Source organism: Aestuariivirga sp. (assembly GCF_044239095.1).
Lineage (GTDB): Bacteria > Pseudomonadota > Alphaproteobacteria > Rhizobiales > Aestuariivirgaceae > Aestuariivirga.
In genome coordinates, this window is record NZ_JBIICB010000081.1 from 1 (window position 1) to 15478 (window position 15478).

Below are 15478 nucleotides of genomic sequence, written 5' to 3' on the forward strand. Positions count from 1 at the left end.
TGGTCGAGAAGCCGCTGGCCGTCACCGCCGCCGAATGCGAGGCGATGATTGCCGCGGCCGGCAAGGCGGGCGTCAAGCTGATGACGGCCTACCGCCTCCACACCGAGCCTGGAACCCTCGAGGCCATTGACATCATCCGCCGCGGCGAGATCGGCGAGCCGCGCCTGTTCTCGTCTGTGTTTTCCTTCCCCGTCGCTGCGGGCAACCACCGCCTCAAGGCGGAGCATTGGGGCGGTCCCCTGCAGGACATCGGTGTTTATTGCGTCAATGCCATGCGCCATCTCCTGGGCGCGGAACCAACCGAGGTGATTGCCGCCATCGCCGCCCGCCCGGGTGATGCCCGCTTCACCGAGGTTGAAGAAATGGTCTCCGCCACGCTGCGCTTCCCGCAGGAGCGCATCGCGCAGTTCGTCGCCAGCTTCGGCGGCGACGACATTGACCAATATCGCGTGGTCGGCACCGAAGGGCAGATCGAGGTGTCCTCGGGCTATCGCTTCGACCGGCCTATCACAGTGACGCTCACCAAGGGCGGCAAGACGGTGGAGAAGGCCTTCCCGCAATACGACCATTTCAGCGGCCAGGCGCATTACTTCTCGGATTGTATCCTCAACGGCATTGCGCCTGAGCCCGACGGCGGTGACGGCCTCGCCGACGTCGCCATCATGCGCGCCATCGAGGAATCCGCGAAGACGGGCCGGGCGCAGAAGATCACGCTGCCGGAGCGCGCCTCTCATCCGGTAAAGTCCATGGCGCGCGAATTCCCGATGGCGGAGAAGCGGCTGATGTTGTGAGGTTCGAGAGCATGATCTTGCGCGCGTCATGCCAGCATCCGCTGGCATGACGGAAAGGATGATCACTTCACCATCAGCACCCAGTAATCGAGTTCGAGGATTACGCCTGGCTCGCCGGGCGCTCCGTCCGCGGTTGGAAAATCCGCACACGGAAGATCACGCGTCGCGCGTGTCATGATCCTGAGGGCGCCCACGCCGCCGCATCCCGCAACTTCCGCTGTCTCCAGGATCTCCGACCACGCAAAGACCGTGCCCCCGGCGAACAGCGGCGCCACGTGCCGTCCGCCGTTGATTGCCGCGATGTGGAAGGCATTGGCCAGCCCATTGAAGCTCAAGGCGCGCGCCAGCGAGATCACGTGCCCGCCATAGATCAGCCGCCGCCCGAAGCGGCCCTGCGCTTCCGAATGCTGGTTGAAATGCACCTTGGCGGTGTTCTGGTAAAGGCGCGTCGCCAGCTGGTGCTCGGCCTCCTCCACCGTCATGCCGTCGACATGGTCTATCTTCTCGCCCGCGGCATAGTCACCGAAGCGGTGGGATGAGCCTGACAGCCCGTCATCCCAGCTGGCACTGTTAATCACCGGGCAGGCAGCGCCAAACGCGGCAGGGTCAACCCGTTTCACCAGGTCCGGCACATGTGCAGGCGGTGCCGGTGCTGTTTCGTCGCGCTTCCTCACCATCACCCAGCGCACATAGGAGAGAACCTCCTCGCCGCGCTGATTGATTCCCACCGAGCGCACATAGACGGTGCCGGTCTTGGCCGAAGAATTCTCCTTGAGGCCGATGACCTCGGAAACGGTGGACAGCGTATCGCCCGGATAAGCTGGCTTCAGGAACCGGCACTCCGCATAGCCGAGATTGGCCACCGCATTGAGGGAGATGTCCGGCACGGTCTTGCCGAATACGATGTGGAAGGTGAGCAGGTCGTCGATGGGTGCGCTGTGGTATCCGGCCCTCTGCGCAAAGGCATCGGAGGACTGCACCGCAAAGCGCGAACCATAAAGTGCTGTGTAAAGCGCCTGGTCGCCCGCCGTCACCGTGCGTGGTGTGGCGTGGCGGATCGTCTGACCGAGGCGGAAGTCCTCGAAGAAGTTTCCGGGATTGGTCTTCACGCTCACGAGATCGCCTCCGCAATCGCGGCCACGCGTTCCGCCATCGCAAGATGCAGGCGTTCCACCATCCGCCCATCGATGGTGATGACACCCTTCGCGGCATTCTCCGGCAGTTTGAAGGCCGCGATGATCCGGCGTGACCATGCCACTTCCTCGGGTGCTGGCGAGAAGAGTTCGTTGCACAGGGCGATCTGCCCGGGGTGGATCAGCGTCTTGCCATCCATGCCCAGCGTGCGGCCCTGCTCGCATTCGGCGCGGAAGCCCTGCTCGTCGCGGAAGTCGTTGTAGACCCCGTCGATCACGTCAAGGCCATAGGCGCGGGCCGCCAGCAGCGTCATCGACAGCCAGGGCAGAATGGCGAAGCGCCCGCCGGTTGCCAGCGCGCGCGATTCCTTCAACAGGTCATTGGTGCCCAGCACGAGGCAGGAAAGCCTGGCCACCTGGTGCACGGAAGCGATCTCGCGCACGTTGAAGATCGCCATGGGCGTTTCCATCATCGCCCACATGCGCGTGGTCTCGGCGCCGCCCATGCCGGCATGGATCTTCGACACATTCACGATGTCGCCCGGCCGCGCCACCTTCGGAACCAGTATGGCATCGGGGTTCACCTCGGCTGCCATCTTCAGATCCTCCACACCCCATGGCGTATCAAGCCCATTGATGCGGATCACCAGTTCGCGCCGGCCATAGCCCCCGGCCTTCACCGCGGCCGCCACCTTGGCGCGGGCTTCTGCCTTGGCGTCGGGGGCGACTGAATCCTCAAGGTCGAGGATAAGGGAATCGGCCTCGAGGACCTTGGCCTTTTCGAGCGCCCGTTCATTGGCGCCGGGCATGTAGAGAACGCTGCGTCTGGCTCGCAAGGTCATGTGCTTTCCGATTGTTTTTGTGGCGCGACGGTAATCGCCGCAATGCAGGAATGGAAGCCCACTTTTGGATGAGCCGCATGGCTTGAGGTCTTGTGGTGCCCGCGTCCTTTGGGCAATGTCCCGGCCCATGACACCATATGACATCGTGATCGTGGGCGGCGGCGTCGTCGGCAGTGCCAGCGCTTATTACCTGAAGAAGCACGGCTTCTCCGGCACCATCGCCATCGTGGAGCAGGATACGAGCTGGCAGTCCGGCTGCACGGCTCGCTCCTGCGGCGGCCTGCGCCAGCAGTTCTCCACGCCGGAGAACATCGCGCTCTCAACCTTCGGCATCAGGCTTGTCAAGAATTTGGCGGAAGAGTTCGGGCCTGAGGCTGACGTGGGCTTCAAGGAGCAGGGATACCTGATCCTCGCCAGCGCCACCGGCCTGCCGGTGCTGGCGGAAAACCATGCCGTGCAGATCGCCCATGGCGCGCATAATGTGCTGCTTGACGCTGCCGCATTGGGCCAGCGCTTTGCCTGGCTCAATCCGGAAGGTCTGGCGGGCGGCTGCTTTGGCCTCTCGCATGAGGGCTGGGTTGATCCCTATTCGCTGGCTGCCCTGTTCCGCAAGGCGGCGGTCGCACAGGGCGTGGCGCTGATCCAGGGGCAGGTGCAGGCTGTTGACGCCCATGCCGGCCGCATCACGGGGGTAACGCTCGCCTCCGGCGAAAGGCTCGCCTGCGGCACGCTGGTCAATGCCGCCGGTGCTGGCGCTGGTGCGCTTGCGGCCATGGCCGGTATTGATCTGCCGGTCGGCCCGCGCAAGCGTTACGTCTATGTCTTCGATTGTCCGCAGGCCACCGAGGCGCTGCACAAGGCCCCGCTGACGGTGGAGCCGGGCGGCATCTATTTCCGCCCCGAAGGCCGCAACTTCATCTGTGGCCTGTCGCCTGAGGAGCATGAGGAACCCACCGTCTTCGACTGGGAGGTCGATCACGCCTGGTTCGAGGAGCGCATCTGGCCGGGCCTTGCGGAGCGCGTGCCGGCCTTCGAGGCCATCAAGGTCATCAGCGCCTGGACAGGGCATTACGACTACAATGCGCTGGACCAGAATGCGGTGATCGGCCCCCATCCGGATGTCACCAACTTCCTCTTCGCCAACGGCTTCTCAGGCCACGGCCTGCAGCAGGGCCCGGCGTCGGGCAATGCCATCGCGGAACTTGTCCTGCATGGCGGCTACCGCACCATCGACCTCACGCGCTTTGGTTATGAACGCATCACCCGCAACGAGCCGCTGTACGAGAAGAACGTGATCTGATGCGCGTCCTCAGCATCTCGAGTCAGGTCGTGTGGGGACCGGTGGGCAACGCGGCCGCGGTTCCCGCCCTCCAGGCGATGGGACATGAGGTGCTTGGCCTTCCCACCGTCATGCTGTCGAACCACCCCGGCCACGGCACGCCCGCTGGCATTCGCACCGGGGCGGAGGACATGGAGCGCATGCTGGCGGCGCTGGAGGCGCTGGGCGCGCTCGAGGGGCTCGATGCGCTGTTGACGGGATATTTCGCCTCGGCCGAACAGGTCGAAGCGGTCGCACAGCTCATGGAGCGCATCGAGGTGCCCTTCGTGCTGGTCGATCCGGTGATGGGCGATCACGGCAGGCTCTATGTGCCAGCCGACGTTTCAGAGGCCATTGCCAGCCGTCTCGTGCCGCGCGCCACCTGCCTTGCACCCAATGGCTTCGAACTCGCCCGTCTCTCCGGGCAGGATGTCACCGGCGAGGCGAGCGCCATCGCGGCCGCGCGCGCCCTCGGCCTGCCTGAAGTGCTCGCCACCTCCATTCCCGCAGGCGAGGGCCGCCTCGCCACCTTGCTGATCACGCCTGACCAGGTGCACCGCATCCTGACACCGGTGCTGTCTGACGTGCCGCACGGCACGGGCGATTTCCTGAGCGGCCTCTACCTCGCAGGCCGCCTTCTCTATCCACCCCCGCAGGCGCTCGCTTCCGCGATGAAGACGCTCACCCGCGCCATCGCCCTCAGTGCCGGAACGCCGGTGCTGAATGTCGCCCTGGCGCTCCACACGGCATGACGCCGGTTCTGGGCGTTGACGGCTGCCCGGGCGGCTGGGTCGCGGTGCGCTGGGCCAGCACGCTCACCCATCATTTCTGCCGCAGCTTCGCCGAGGTGCTGGCGATTGATGCCGCCATCATCGCCGTCGACATGCCGATTGGCTTTCCGCCGCTCTCTGGCCGCCTCACCGAGCGCGAGGTGCGCGCCAGGCTGGGCGCGCGCCAGTCGAGCGTCTTTTCCGTGCCCTCGCGCGCCGCTGTGATGAGTGAGGACTATGCGGAGGCCTGCCGCGCCAATCTCGCCAGCTCCGATCCGCCCCGCAAGGTGTCGAAGCAGATCTTCCACATCTTCCCCAAGATGCGCGAGGTCGACCGGCTGATGACGCCGGACCTGCAGCAGCGCGTCTTCGAGGTCCACCCGGAACTCGCCTTCTGGGCGATGAACGCCAACGCCCCGCTTGCGCTGCCCAAGAAGGTCAAGGGCAGGAGCAATGAGTCCGGTCTCGCACTTCGCCGCGATCTTCTCACCGGCGCCGGCTTCCCGCTCACCGAACTTCCCGCCGCCGCCTACCGCAGGTCTGAGGTGGGTGCTGATGACCTGCTCGATGCCTGCGCCTGCGCATGGAGCGCGCGGCGCATTGCCGAGGGGCGGGCGGTCCGCTTTCCGGCCGACCCGCCGCAGGACGCAAGGGGCTTGCGCATGGCGATCCACGCGTGATTAACAGGCGCCGGTTCAGGAGGAATTGCCGCGCATGACTGCCAAGCCCGCCATCCGCCACAATGCCCTGCTGGGCAAGCCTGTCGCGGAGGAAATCACCCGCAGCGTCTACCACGGCGTCGAGGACCTCGCTGCCAAGGGCTGGCCGGTGAAGCTCGTCTCGATCACCATCGGAGATGTTCCGGCGGTCAGCCTCTATGTGAGGAACCAGGCCAGGGCTGCCGGGACGTCGGGCATCATGTTCGAGGAGCGCAACCTGCCCTCCACCGTCTCGCGCGTCGAGATGCTGGGCATCCTCCAGGCGCTCAACACCGATCCGCGCGTCACCGGCGTCATCATCCAGCGCCCGGTGCCGCAGCACCTCGACATCCGCGAGCTGCAGACGGCCGTCCACCCGCTGAAGGACGTCGAAGGCATGCACCCGGCCTCGATCGGCAACATCGTCTACCGTGACACCTCGCTCGCGCCCTGCACGGCGGCGGCCTCGGTGGAGCTCTTGCGCCGCACCGGCCTTAAGCTCGAGGGGCTCGAGGTGGTGGTGATCGGTCATTCCGAGATCGTCGGCAAGCCCATCGCCTTCCTGCTCATGGCAGAGGGCGCCACCGTCACCGTCTGCCATCACATGACGAGAAACCTCGCCGTCCACTCGCGCGCGGCGGACGCGATCTTCGTGGCCGTCGGCAAGCCGCGCTTCATTACCCCCAACATGATCAAGCCGGGCGCGGCGGTGATCGACATCGGCATCAACCAGATCGAGGAGGGCGGCCGCCACTTCACCGTGGGCGACGTCGACTATGAGGCCTGTGCGGAGACCGCGGGCTGGATCACGCCCGTTCCGGGCGGTGTTGGCCCCGTCACCGTCGCGATCCTCATGCGCAATGCCCTGACTGCCGCCGAGGCGCAGAAGCGCTATTACGACCAGGTCTTCGGCGGCAAGTCGGACATGCCCGTCAACGTGGCCCCCGCCCAATGATCACGCGCGAGGCCATTGTTTCCGCCGCGAGCCGCATCGCACCCCATGTCCGGCGCACCCCCGTGGTCGACGTGATGGTGGAGGGCGTGGCGCGTCCCGTCACCCTCAAGCTCGAACTGCTGCAGCATGCAGGCAGCTTCAAGTCGCGCGGCGCCTTCAACACGCTGCTGGGCGCAAGTGCCGGTGCGGCGGGTGTTGCCACGGCATCGGGCGGCAATCACGGCGCGGCCGTCGCCTATGCCGCGCGCCAGCTCGGCCACAAGGCCAGGATCTTCGTGCCTGAAATCTCCTCGCCCGCCAAGGTCGCGCGCATCGCCTCCTATGGCGCCGAGATCGTGCAGAAGGGCGAGAACTACAACGCCGCACTCGCCCTGTGTGAGGCCTATATCGCCGAGACCGGCGCTGTCTCGATCCATGCCTATGACGCGGTGCCGACACTCGAAGGCCAGGGCACGCTCGCCCGCGAGCTGGAGGACCAGGCCCCCAACCTCGACACGCTGCTCGTGGCCGTCGGCGGCGGCGGCCTCATCGGCGGCATCGCGGCCTGGTACCAGTCCGGCGTGAAGGTGGTGGGTGTTGAGCCCCACACCTGCAACACGCTCCACGCCGCGCTCGCCGCCGGCGATCGCGTGCCGGTGAAGACCTCGGGCCTCGCGGCGGATTCGCTCGGCGCCACCACGGTGGGCAGGCTGATGTTCGAGATCGCCAGGGATCACGTCCAGCAGGTGGTGCTGATTTCCGACGAGGACATCCGCAACGCCCAGAGAAAGCTGTGGCGCGACATGCAGCTCGTCACCGAGCCCGGTGGTGCGGCAGCCTTCGCCGCGCTGCTCTCGGGCGCCTACCGCCCGGAGAAGGACGAGCGCGTCGGCGTCGTCGTCTGCGGCGCCAACACACCGATGGATGTCTTCGCGCAGCTGTTCAGCGCGTGAACTGCGCCACGATCTCCACATGGGATGACCATTTGAACTGGTCCACCGCAGTCACCCGCTTCAGCGCATAGCCGCCCTCGACCAGGATCGCCGCGTCCCGCGCAAAGCTTCCCGCATCGCAGGACACGGCCACCACCGTCTTCACGCCCGAGCGCACCAGCTGCCGCGCCTGCGCCTCAGCACCTGCGCGCGGCGGGTCGAAGACCACGGCGTCGGTGTGCTTCATCTCGTTGGGCACCAGTGGCGCGCGGAACAGGTCGCGCGTTTCCGCGGTTACCGGCTTGAGGCCCGGCGTCGTCCTGACTGCCGCGTCAAGCGCGGTGATGGCCGCGCGGTCATTGTCGAAGGCATCGACCTTGGCGCGTTCGGCGAGCCGAAACGCGAATGGCCCGACGCCGCAGAACAGGTCGGCCACGTGCCTGGCCTTTCCCACCGCGTCCAGCACCAGCTGCGCCAGCGTCTCCTCGCCCAGCAGTGTTGCCTGCAGGAAGCCGCCCGGCGGCAGTGCCACCTCGGCCTTGCCCAGCCTCAGGCGCGGCGGCGCCGCGGTGGCGATCACCTCGCCATTGACCGAGAGCCGCGCCAGCTTCAGCGTGCTCACGAAGCCCGCGAGATGTCCGTGCTCGCGCGCCAGGATCTTTCGTTCCGCGCGCACGCTCACGTCGAGGCCCGTCATGGTGGATGTCACTGCAACATCGCAGTCACCCAGCTTCGTGCCCAGCGCGCGCCCGATGTCGAAGGCGGGGGCAAGGGCTGGTTCCAGGATGGGGCAGCGGCCGATGTCGATCAGCGCATGGCTGCGCGGCTCCATGAAGCCGGCGGTCACGGTCCCGTCCAGCCGCCGCACATGCAGGCTCACCCGGCGGCGGCCCGCGCCATGCGCGTCGATCACCTCGCTCACGCGCGTTTCAATGCCGCGCCCGGCCAGCGCCGCTGCAACCAGTGATGCCTTCCACGCGCGGTAGGGCTCCTCCTGCCAGTGCTGCAGCTGGCAGCCGCCGCAGCGGCCGTAATGCGGGCAGAAGGGCGCTGCCCGCTCGGGCGAGGCCTGTTCCAGTTCCATCAGCGCCAGGCGCTCGCCCTCGCCCGTGGCGCGCACCTGCTCGCCCGGCAGCGTTCCCGGCACGAAGACGGCGCGCCCGGCGTGGTGGGCGGCGCCCTCGCCGCGCCGGCCCATGGCCTCGATCCTGAGCGTGATCTCAGTCATCGAGGTTCATCGCCGGATAGGCCATGGCGATGCCATAACCCTCGCGCAGCGAGACCGTGACGGCCCCCAGCGCCAGGTTGGACAGCGTCAGCGTCGAGCCCACCGGAACGCTGCGCCCCGACAGCGGCCATTTCACCCCCGTCAGGTCAAGGCCCACGAGGTCGGCGAAGGGAATGATGCTGAAGCGCGTTCCGGGGGGAAGCTCCACCGTCATGCGTCCGGGAATGAGCGGCCAGGCTTCCTCGGTGCCGCTCGAGAGCAGGCACGCCACGCCCTCGCGCGCAATCTGCAGGCTCTGGCCCAGAAGCCCCGCCGTATGGTCGGTCTGGCCGCCGAGGCCCCCCAGCAGCACGATTTCGCTCGCCCCGCGCCGGATTGCCTCGGCCACCGCAATGGCGCCATCGGTCACGTCTTTCTCTGCCGGGAAGGTGTCTCGCGGCACGTCCCGGTACTGCATGGTCAGCTCGGATCCAGCGGAATCGAAATCCCCGACCCACAGTTCAGGCACCACGCCCAGCCCCGCGGCATGCATCATGCCGCTGTCGGCGGCAATCACGCGCGCCCCCCGGATCTGGCCGCGCAGCCGGGCCGTGACCGTCAGGTCGCCGCCCAGGAGAATTGCAAAACGTGTCATCGTTTGTTCTCTAGCAAATCGCGCTTGCCAGCGCACGCCCCAAGCCCTACTTTCTTCGTGCTCTCAACGGGGTGCCGCACGACGCGGCTGAGACAGGACTTTGCGTCCTGGACCCGCTGAACCTGATCCGGATCATGCCGGCGGAGGGATTGCGGGCGGACGTCATCAGCTGATGTCCAGTCCTCCGTCCAACGGCGAATGGAGGAACGATGAAGAAGACATTTACAGCCCTTGCAGCACTCCTGGCGCTTGCCGCACCCGCGGCGGCGAAGGAAACGCTCACCGTTTATACTTATGACAGCTTCGTCGCCGAATGGGGCCCCGGCCCCAAGGTGAAGGAGGCCTTCGAGAAAGAGTGCAACTGCACCCTGGAATGGGTGGCGCCTGGCGACGGCGTCGCCATGCTCAACCGGCTGAAGCTCGAGGGCGCCAACACCCAGGCTGACGTGGTGCTGGGCCTCGACACCAACCTCACGGCGGAAGCCGCCAAGACCGGCCTCTTCGGCAAGCACGGCCTTGACGTGGCGCTGGCGAAGACGCCCGTTCCGTGGACGGATGATTCTTTCATGCCCTTCGACTACGGCCACTTCGCCGTGATCTACGACACCGAAAAGATGAAGGAACCGCCGAAGTCGCTGGACGAGCTGGTGAACGGTGACCCGTCGCAGAAGATCGTGCTGCAGGACCCGCGCTCCTCAACGCCGGGACTGGGCTTCCTGCTCTGGATGAAGAGCGTCTACGGCGACAAGGCGGCGGAAGCCTGGAAGAAACTCGAGCCGCGCATCCTCACCGTCACCCCCGGCTGGTCGGAGGCCTATGCCCTCTTCACCAAGGGCGAGGCGCCGATGGTGCTCTCCTACACGACGTCTCCCGCCTATCACGTAATCGCGGAGAACAGCGAGCGCTACAAGGCGGCAGCCTTCGCCGAGGGTCATTACCTGCAGGTCGAGGTCGCGGGCCTCGTCGAGGCGAGCCCTGAGAAGGCGCTGGCGCAGAAGTTCCTCGCCTTCATGATGGGCCCGGGCTTCCAGGACCAGATCCCCACCAACAACTGGATGTTCCCGGCGGGCGCCACCTCCACCCCCCTGCCGCCCGCCTTTGACGCGCTGGTGAAGCCGGAGAAGACACTGCTCTTCAGCCCTGAAGAGGTGGAACAAAACCGCCGCGCCTGGATCGACGAGTGGCTGAACGCCACAGCGAAGTGATGGCATGGATGCGTCACCACCAATACCTCCGTCACCCCGGCGAAGGCCGGGGTCCAGCTATGGGAGCCGGCAAGGAAGCTGGATCCCGGCCTTCGCCGGGATGACGCGAAAGAGTGTGACGCACAGGTGATCGCCTACCAACCATCGCGAGCGCCGGCCTTCGCGGCGCTCGCCTTTCTTCTCCTAGCCCTTGCCGCCGGCTTCCTGCCCGTGCTGCGGCTCGGGCTGGAGCAGGGGTTGCAGGGCCTCGATTCTTACGTCCTCCGTGTGCTGAGCTTTACGCTGCTGCAGGCGGGGCTCTCCACCATTCTGTCCCTCGCCATCGGCCTGCCGCTCGCGCGTGCCCTCGCGCGGCAGCAGGCTTTCTCCGGCCGTGGCGTGCTGGTGCGGCTTCTCAACCTGCCGCTGGCGCTGCCCGCCATCACCGTCATCATCGGCATCATCGAGGTCTATGGCGCCAGCGGCTGGCTCGGCGGCGTCCTCGACATCTACGGTCTTCAGGGCATCCTACTCGCGCATGTGTTCTTCAACGCGCCGCTCGCGGCACGGCTGATCCTCTCTGATCTCGAGCGCATCCCGCCAGAAAGCTTCAAGCTCGCCGCACAGCTTGGCTTCGGCCCAGCCGCCATCTGGCGCATTGTCGAATGGCCCGCCGTCAGGAGCGGCATCGTCGGCGCGGGCCTCCTCATCTTCCTGCTCTGCGCCTCGAGCTTCGCCATTGTGTTGACGCTCGGCGGCGGCCCGCGCGCGGCAACGCTCGAGGTTGCCATCTACCAGTCGCTGCGCGCCGATTTCGACCCGCAGCGGGCCTCCATGCTGGCCTTCGTGCAGCTGGCGCTCTGCGCCGCGCTGGCGCTGCTTGCCCAAAGGTGGGGCGGCCTTGCGCAGGGCTGGCCGGTGCTGCGGCTCGGCGCGCGGCGTTATGACGGCAAGGGCCCCCTCGCACGCCTGCTGGATGCAGGCATGATCGCCCTGGCACTTCTGCTTCTCCTGCCGCCGCTCGGGGCACTGGTGGTCGCGGGCCTGCTGCGCATCGACCTCTCGCCCCTGCTGCTGAAGGCGATGGCCACGAGCCTCGCGCTCGGCGCGGGAAGTGCGGTGCTCGCTTTCGCGCTCGTCTGGCCGCTCGCCGTCCTGGCGGTGCGCAGCGGGGCCTGGCGGCGGGTCGCGGCGCTCGCGGTGCTCACCTCCTGGATCGTGCCGCCCGCGGCACTTGCCACCGGCTGGTTCCTGAGCTTCATCGCCTATGCCGGCTTCGGCGGGCTTGCGGTTTTCCTCGTCATCGCCATGAATGCCCTCATGTCCCTGCCCTTCGTCGCCCGCGCCCTGCTGCCCGCGCTTGCCCAGTCGGCGCAAGCCCATGACAGGCTGTGCCTCAGCCTCGGCCTCAAGGGCTGGGCCCGCTTCCGCGTGGTGGAACTGCCGGTGATGCGCCACGCCATCGGCCTCGGCCTCGTCATGGCGCTGATCCTGTCACTGGGCGACTTGACCGCCATCTCGCTCTTCGGCACGCAGGATTTCGTGACGCTGCCATCGCTCATCTATCGCCAGATGGGCAGCTACCGCTTCGATGCGGCCATCGGCACGGCCCTCGTCCTCAGCGCCATGGTGCTGGCCTTCTCCACGCTCGCCGAACGCTGGAGCGCCCGGTGATGATCAGCCTCGATGCCGTTGCCTTCCGTTACGAAGACATGGCCATGCTGTTCGACGCCACCTTCCCCGCCGCTTCCTTCACGGCCGTCATCGGCCCGAGCGGCAGCGGCAAGTCGACGCTGCTCAATCTCATCGCCGGCTTCGAGGCCCCACTCTCCGGCGCCATCACCATCAATGGCGCGGACGTCACGGCGCTTCCGCCAGATCAGCGCCCCATCAGCATGATCTTCCAGGACAACAACGTCTTCGCCCATCTCGACCTCGCGCAGAATGTGGCCCTCGGCCTCTCGCCGTCGCTGAAGCCCGGACATGAGCAGGAAAGGCGCGTCGCCGCAGCGCTGGGTGAGGTGGGCCTCTCCGCGCTCGCCCACCGCAAGCCGGGCGAGGTCTCAGGCGGCGAACGCCAGCGCGTCGCCATCGCCCGCGCACTGGTGCGTGACAGGCCCGTGCTGCTGCTGGACGAGCCTTTCGCCGCGCTGGGCCCCGCGCTGCGGCGTGACATGCTGGACCTCGTCAAGGCCATGCAGCAGGCACGCCAGATGACCGTCATCATGGTCACCCACCAGCCAGAGGATGCGCGCCACGCGGCAACCCACACCGCGTACCTCGAAGCAGGCCGCATCCTGGCGCTGCGCCCCACAGCGGATTTGCTTGCCGCCACGGACCTCCCCGGCCTTTCGGACTATCTGGGTGACACCCGCTAACAATTCCTCTCCCCCGCCGGGGGAGAGGGCAGGGTGAGGGGGTGCATCAGCGAGTCCTGACGGTTGCTGTTCCAAGCTGCACCATCAGTGCCTTGCCTCATCCACCTCCCTCGCCGGCAGACCCCCTCACCTAACCTCTCCCCCGGCGGGGGAGAGGAATTGCAGGGTTGATTGGCGATCGCGATCATCCAAAATCGGATGCATCCAGCTGCATGACACGCTACACCCCGGCTCACATGAGCAGAATCCTCCTTCACCTCCGCAACATCGGCTTGACCTTCGGCGGCCGTCCCATTCTCGAAAGCGCCGAGCTCGCCGTTGCCGAGGGTGAGCGCGTGGCCCTCGTCGGGCGCAATGGCTCGGGCAAGTCGACGCTCCTCAAGATCGCCGCCGGCATGATCGAGGCCGACCATGGTGAGCGCTGGGTGCAGCCCGGCACCACCATCCGCTATCTGCCGCAGGAGCCGGACCTCACCGCCTTCGCCACCGTGCGCGACTATGTCGAGGCAGGCTTGGGGCCCGCTGATGACCCGCACCGCTGCACCTATCTCCTGCGCGAGCTGGGCCTCACCGGCGAGGAGGACCCGAAGCGCCTCTCGGGTGGCGAGATCCGCCGCGCGGCCATTGCCCGCACGCTGGCGCCGGAGCCTGACATCCTGCTGCTGGATGAGCCCACCAACCATCTCGATCTTCCCGCCATCGAGTGGCTGGAAACGGAGCTCAAGAGCCTGCGCTCTGCCTTCGTGCTCATCAGCCATGACCGGCGCTTCCTCGAGTCACTCACCAACCGCACCGTCTGGCTGGACCGCGGCGCCTCCCGCCGCCTCGAGCGCGGCTTCGCCCATTTTGAAACATGGCGCGACGAGGTACTGGCCAAGGAGGAGGCCGAACAGGTGCTGCTCGCCAAGCGCATCGAGCAGGAAGAGCACTGGATGCGCTATGGCGTCACCGCCCGCCGCAAGCGCAACATGCGCCGCGTCGATCTCCTGGCCTCGCTCCGCACGGAGCGGAAGGAACATGTGGGAAGCGTAGGCGGCGTGCGCATGGCCGCCTCTTCGGGCGACCTCTCCGGCAAGCTCGTGGCGGAGGCCAAGTCCGTTTCCAAGAGCTTCGGCGGAAGGCCCATCGTGGCGAACCTCGACCTCCTCATCATGCGGGGCGACAGGCTCGGCATCGTCGGCCCCAATGGTGCGGGCAAGACCACGCTCATCAAGCTCCTCACCGGCGCGCTGGAACCCGACACAGGTGCAATCCGCCTCGGCACCAATCTGCAGACGGTGACGCTGGACCAGAGCCGCCAGAGCCTCGATCCCAACGCAATCCTGTCGGACGTCATCACCGATGGCCGCGGTTCCTCCGTCACCGTCAATGGCGAGACCAAGCACGTCATTAGCTACATGAAGGATTTTCTCTTTCCCCCGGAAAAGGCGAGGACACCGGTCAGCGTCCTGTCGGGCGGCGAGCGCGGGCGGCTGATCCTGGCGCGTGAGCTTGCCAAGCCCTCGAACCTTCTCGTGCTCGACGAGCCCACCAACGACCTCGACCTCGAGACCCTCGACATGCTGCAGGAGATGCTGGCGGATTATCAGGGCACCATCCTGCTCGTCAGCCATGACCGTGACTTCCTCGACCGCGTCGCCACCTCGGTGCTGATGGCGGAAGGAGACGGCAAGTGGACGGAATATGCCGGTGGCTATTCCGACATGGTTGCCCAGCGCGGCCTTGGCGTCGAGGCGCGAAAGCTGAAGGCGGAGGCTGCGAAGTCCGCCGCCGCGCCAAGGGCCGAATCCGCCTCGGCCCAGCGCAAGCTCTCCTTCAAGGAAAAGCACGCGCTCGAAACGCTGCCCGCCACCATGAAGAAACTTGAAAGCGAAATCGCAACACTCGAAGCGAAGCTCGCTGACGCAACGCTGTTCACGCGTGACCCGAAGGCCTTCGAGCAGGCCGTGTCACGCCTCACAACCGCCCGCACCGACCTCGCGAAGGCCGAAGAACAGTGGCTCGAACTTGAAATGAAGCGCGAGCAGCTGGAGGGCTGATCTCCCCTTCTCCCGTCCCGAAGGGATGGGAGAAGGTGGCCGAAGGCCGGATGAGGGCCTCTGTCAACCGGCACGGCTCGCGGAGAGAGGCCCTCATCCCCCCTGTCGGGGACCTTCTCCCATCGCGTTGCGACGGGAGAAGGGGACAAACATCTCCCAGCCTTCCCTTCTCCCGTCCCGAAGGGATGGGAGAAGGTGGCCGAAGGCCGGATGAGGGCCTCTATCAACCGGCACGGCTCGCGGAGAGAGGCCCTCATCCCCCCTATCGGGGACCTTCTCCCATCGCGTTGCGACGGGCGAAGGGAACAAACATCTCACAGCTTTCCCTTCTCCCGTCCCGAAGGGATGGGAGAAGGTGGCCGAAGGCCGGATGAGGGCCTGCGTCAAGCAGCACGGCTCGCGGAGAGAGGCCCTCATCCCCCCTGTCGGGGACCTTCTCCCATTGCTTCGCAACGGGAGAAGGGGACAAACATCTGCCAGCCTTCACTTCTCCCGTCCCGAAGGGATGGGAGAAGGTGGCCGAAGGCCGGATGAGGGCCTCTTTCAACCGGCACGGCTCGCGGAGAGAAGCCCTCATCCCCCCTGTCGGGGACCTTC

14 protein-coding genes and 1 riboswitch are annotated in these 15478 nt (G+C 66.6%); of the genes, 10 read left to right on the forward strand and 4 right to left on the reverse strand.

Annotated elements, in window-relative coordinates:
- The coding region (locus ACILRA_RS09530; protein ID WP_395661871.1) for a Gfo/Idh/MocA family protein at nt 1–791 on the forward strand (791 nt) is incomplete at its 5' end.
- A 62-nt stretch (nt 792–853) separates the two neighbouring features.
- Here the strand turns inward: ACILRA_RS09530 and ACILRA_RS09535 are convergent.
- Nucleotides 854–1900: a MaoC family dehydratase gene (locus ACILRA_RS09535; protein ID WP_395661884.1), complete on the reverse strand. Its 1047-nt coding sequence runs from the start codon at nt 1898–1900 to the stop codon at nt 854–856.
- 2 nt (nt 1901–1902) lie between these two features.
- The gene (locus tag ACILRA_RS09540; protein WP_395661872.1) at nt 1903–2766 is read right to left on the reverse strand and encodes an HpcH/HpaI aldolase/citrate lyase family protein; all 864 of its coding nucleotides are present in this window, start codon (nt 2764–2766) and stop codon (nt 1903–1905) included.
- 127 nt (nt 2767–2893) lie between these two features.
- Between ACILRA_RS09540 and ACILRA_RS09545 the strand changes: the two genes are divergently transcribed.
- The 5 genes from ACILRA_RS09545 to ACILRA_RS09565 are packed head-to-tail and all read left to right on the forward strand — an operon-like array spanning nt 2894 to nt 7439.
- Nucleotides 2894–4066, forward strand: coding sequence for an NAD(P)/FAD-dependent oxidoreductase (locus ACILRA_RS09545; protein ID WP_395661873.1), 1173 nt, complete (start codon nt 2894–2896; stop codon nt 4064–4066).
- On the forward strand, nt 4066–4836 hold the full coding sequence (locus ACILRA_RS09550; protein ID WP_395661874.1) for a bifunctional hydroxymethylpyrimidine kinase/phosphomethylpyrimidine kinase: 771 nt from the start codon (nt 4066–4068) through the stop codon (nt 4834–4836). The genes ACILRA_RS09545 and ACILRA_RS09550 overlap by 1 nt, the downstream gene beginning before the upstream one ends.
- Complete coding sequence (locus ACILRA_RS09555) at nt 4833–5534, forward strand: DUF429 domain-containing protein (protein ID WP_395661875.1); 702 nt, start codon at nt 4833–4835, stop codon at nt 5532–5534. Before ACILRA_RS09550 ends, ACILRA_RS09555 begins: the two co-directional genes overlap by 4 nt.
- Nucleotides 5535–5568: 34 nt before the next feature.
- Nucleotides 5569–6507 (forward strand): bifunctional 5,10-methylenetetrahydrofolate dehydrogenase/5,10-methenyltetrahydrofolate cyclohydrolase, encoded by a 939-nt coding sequence (locus tag ACILRA_RS09560; RefSeq protein ID WP_395661876.1) that lies wholly within the window; start codon nt 5569–5571, stop codon nt 6505–6507.
- Nucleotides 6504–7439: a threonine/serine dehydratase gene (locus tag ACILRA_RS09565; protein ID WP_395661877.1), complete on the forward strand. Its 936-nt coding sequence runs from the start codon at nt 6504–6506 to the stop codon at nt 7437–7439. Before ACILRA_RS09560 ends, ACILRA_RS09565 begins: the two co-directional genes overlap by 4 nt.
- Here ACILRA_RS09565 and ACILRA_RS09570 read toward each other — a convergent pair.
- On the reverse strand, nt 7429–8646 hold the full coding sequence (locus ACILRA_RS09570; protein WP_395661878.1) for a class I SAM-dependent RNA methyltransferase: 1218 nt from the start codon (nt 8644–8646) through the stop codon (nt 7429–7431). The two genes, ACILRA_RS09565 and ACILRA_RS09570, sit on opposite strands and share 11 nt — an antisense overlap.
- A complete protein-coding gene (locus ACILRA_RS09575; protein ID WP_395661879.1) occupies nt 8639–9280 on the reverse strand; it encodes a thiamine diphosphokinase in 642 nt (213 codons plus the stop codon). Before ACILRA_RS09575 ends, ACILRA_RS09570 begins: the two co-directional genes overlap by 8 nt.
- A 57-nt stretch (nt 9281–9337) precedes the next feature.
- Nucleotides 9338–9446, forward strand: a riboswitch (TPP riboswitch).
- 43 nt (nt 9447–9489) lie between these two features.
- Between ACILRA_RS09575 and thiB the strand changes: the two genes are divergently transcribed.
- The 4 genes from thiB (at nt 9490) to ACILRA_RS09595 (ending at nt 14881) form a co-directional block, all read left to right on the forward strand.
- Nucleotides 9490–10485: a thiamine ABC transporter substrate binding subunit gene (gene thiB / locus ACILRA_RS09580; protein ID WP_395661880.1), complete on the forward strand. Its 996-nt coding sequence runs from the start codon at nt 9490–9492 to the stop codon at nt 10483–10485.
- 126 nt (nt 10486–10611) lie between these two features.
- Nucleotides 10612–12138: an ABC transporter permease subunit gene (locus ACILRA_RS09585; protein WP_395661881.1), complete on the forward strand. Its 1527-nt coding sequence runs from the start codon at nt 10612–10614 to the stop codon at nt 12136–12138.
- Nucleotides 12138–12842, forward strand: a complete 705-nt coding sequence (thiQ, locus tag ACILRA_RS09590) for a thiamine ABC transporter ATP-binding protein (RefSeq protein ID WP_395661882.1) — start codon at nt 12138–12140, stop codon at nt 12840–12842. The genes ACILRA_RS09585 and thiQ overlap by 1 nt, the downstream gene beginning before the upstream one ends.
- 236 nt (nt 12843–13078) lie before the next feature.
- Complete coding sequence (locus ACILRA_RS09595) at nt 13079–14881, forward strand: ABC-F family ATP-binding cassette domain-containing protein (protein ID WP_395661883.1); 1803 nt, start codon at nt 13079–13081, stop codon at nt 14879–14881.
- Nucleotides 14882–15478 lie beyond the last annotated feature (597 nt).

Bases quoted from the DNA above. Each gene is read 5' to 3' on its own strand.
- ACILRA_RS09540 (WP_395661872.1), bottom strand. From the start codon at position 2,766: ATGACCTTGCGAGCCAGACGCAGCGTTCTCTACATGCCCGGCGCCAAT.
- ACILRA_RS09545 (WP_395661873.1), top strand. From the start codon at position 2,894: ATGACACCATATGACATCGTGATCGTGGGCGGCGGCGTCGTCGGCAGT.
- ACILRA_RS09550 (WP_395661874.1), top strand. From the start codon at position 4,066: ATGCGCGTCCTCAGCATCTCGAGTCAGGTCGTGTGGGGACCGGTGGGC.
- ACILRA_RS09555 (WP_395661875.1), top strand. From the start codon at position 4,833: ATGACGCCGGTTCTGGGCGTTGACGGCTGCCCGGGCGGCTGGGTCGCG.
- ACILRA_RS09560 (WP_395661876.1), top strand. From the start codon at position 5,569: ATGACTGCCAAGCCCGCCATCCGCCACAATGCCCTGCTGGGCAAGCCT.
- ACILRA_RS09565 (WP_395661877.1), top strand. From the start codon at position 6,504: ATGATCACGCGCGAGGCCATTGTTTCCGCCGCGAGCCGCATCGCACCC.
- ACILRA_RS09570 (WP_395661878.1), bottom strand. From the start codon at position 8,646: ATGACTGAGATCACGCTCAGGATCGAGGCCATGGGCCGGCGCGGCGAG.
- ACILRA_RS09575 (WP_395661879.1), bottom strand. From the start codon at position 9,280: ATGACACGTTTTGCAATTCTCCTGGGCGGCGACCTGACGGTCACGGCC.
- thiB (WP_395661880.1), top strand. From the start codon at position 9,490: ATGAAGAAGACATTTACAGCCCTTGCAGCACTCCTGGCGCTTGCCGCA.
- thiQ (WP_395661882.1), top strand. From the start codon at position 12,138: ATGATCAGCCTCGATGCCGTTGCCTTCCGTTACGAAGACATGGCCATG.
- ACILRA_RS09595 (WP_395661883.1), top strand. From the start codon at position 13,079: ATGAGCAGAATCCTCCTTCACCTCCGCAACATCGGCTTGACCTTCGGC.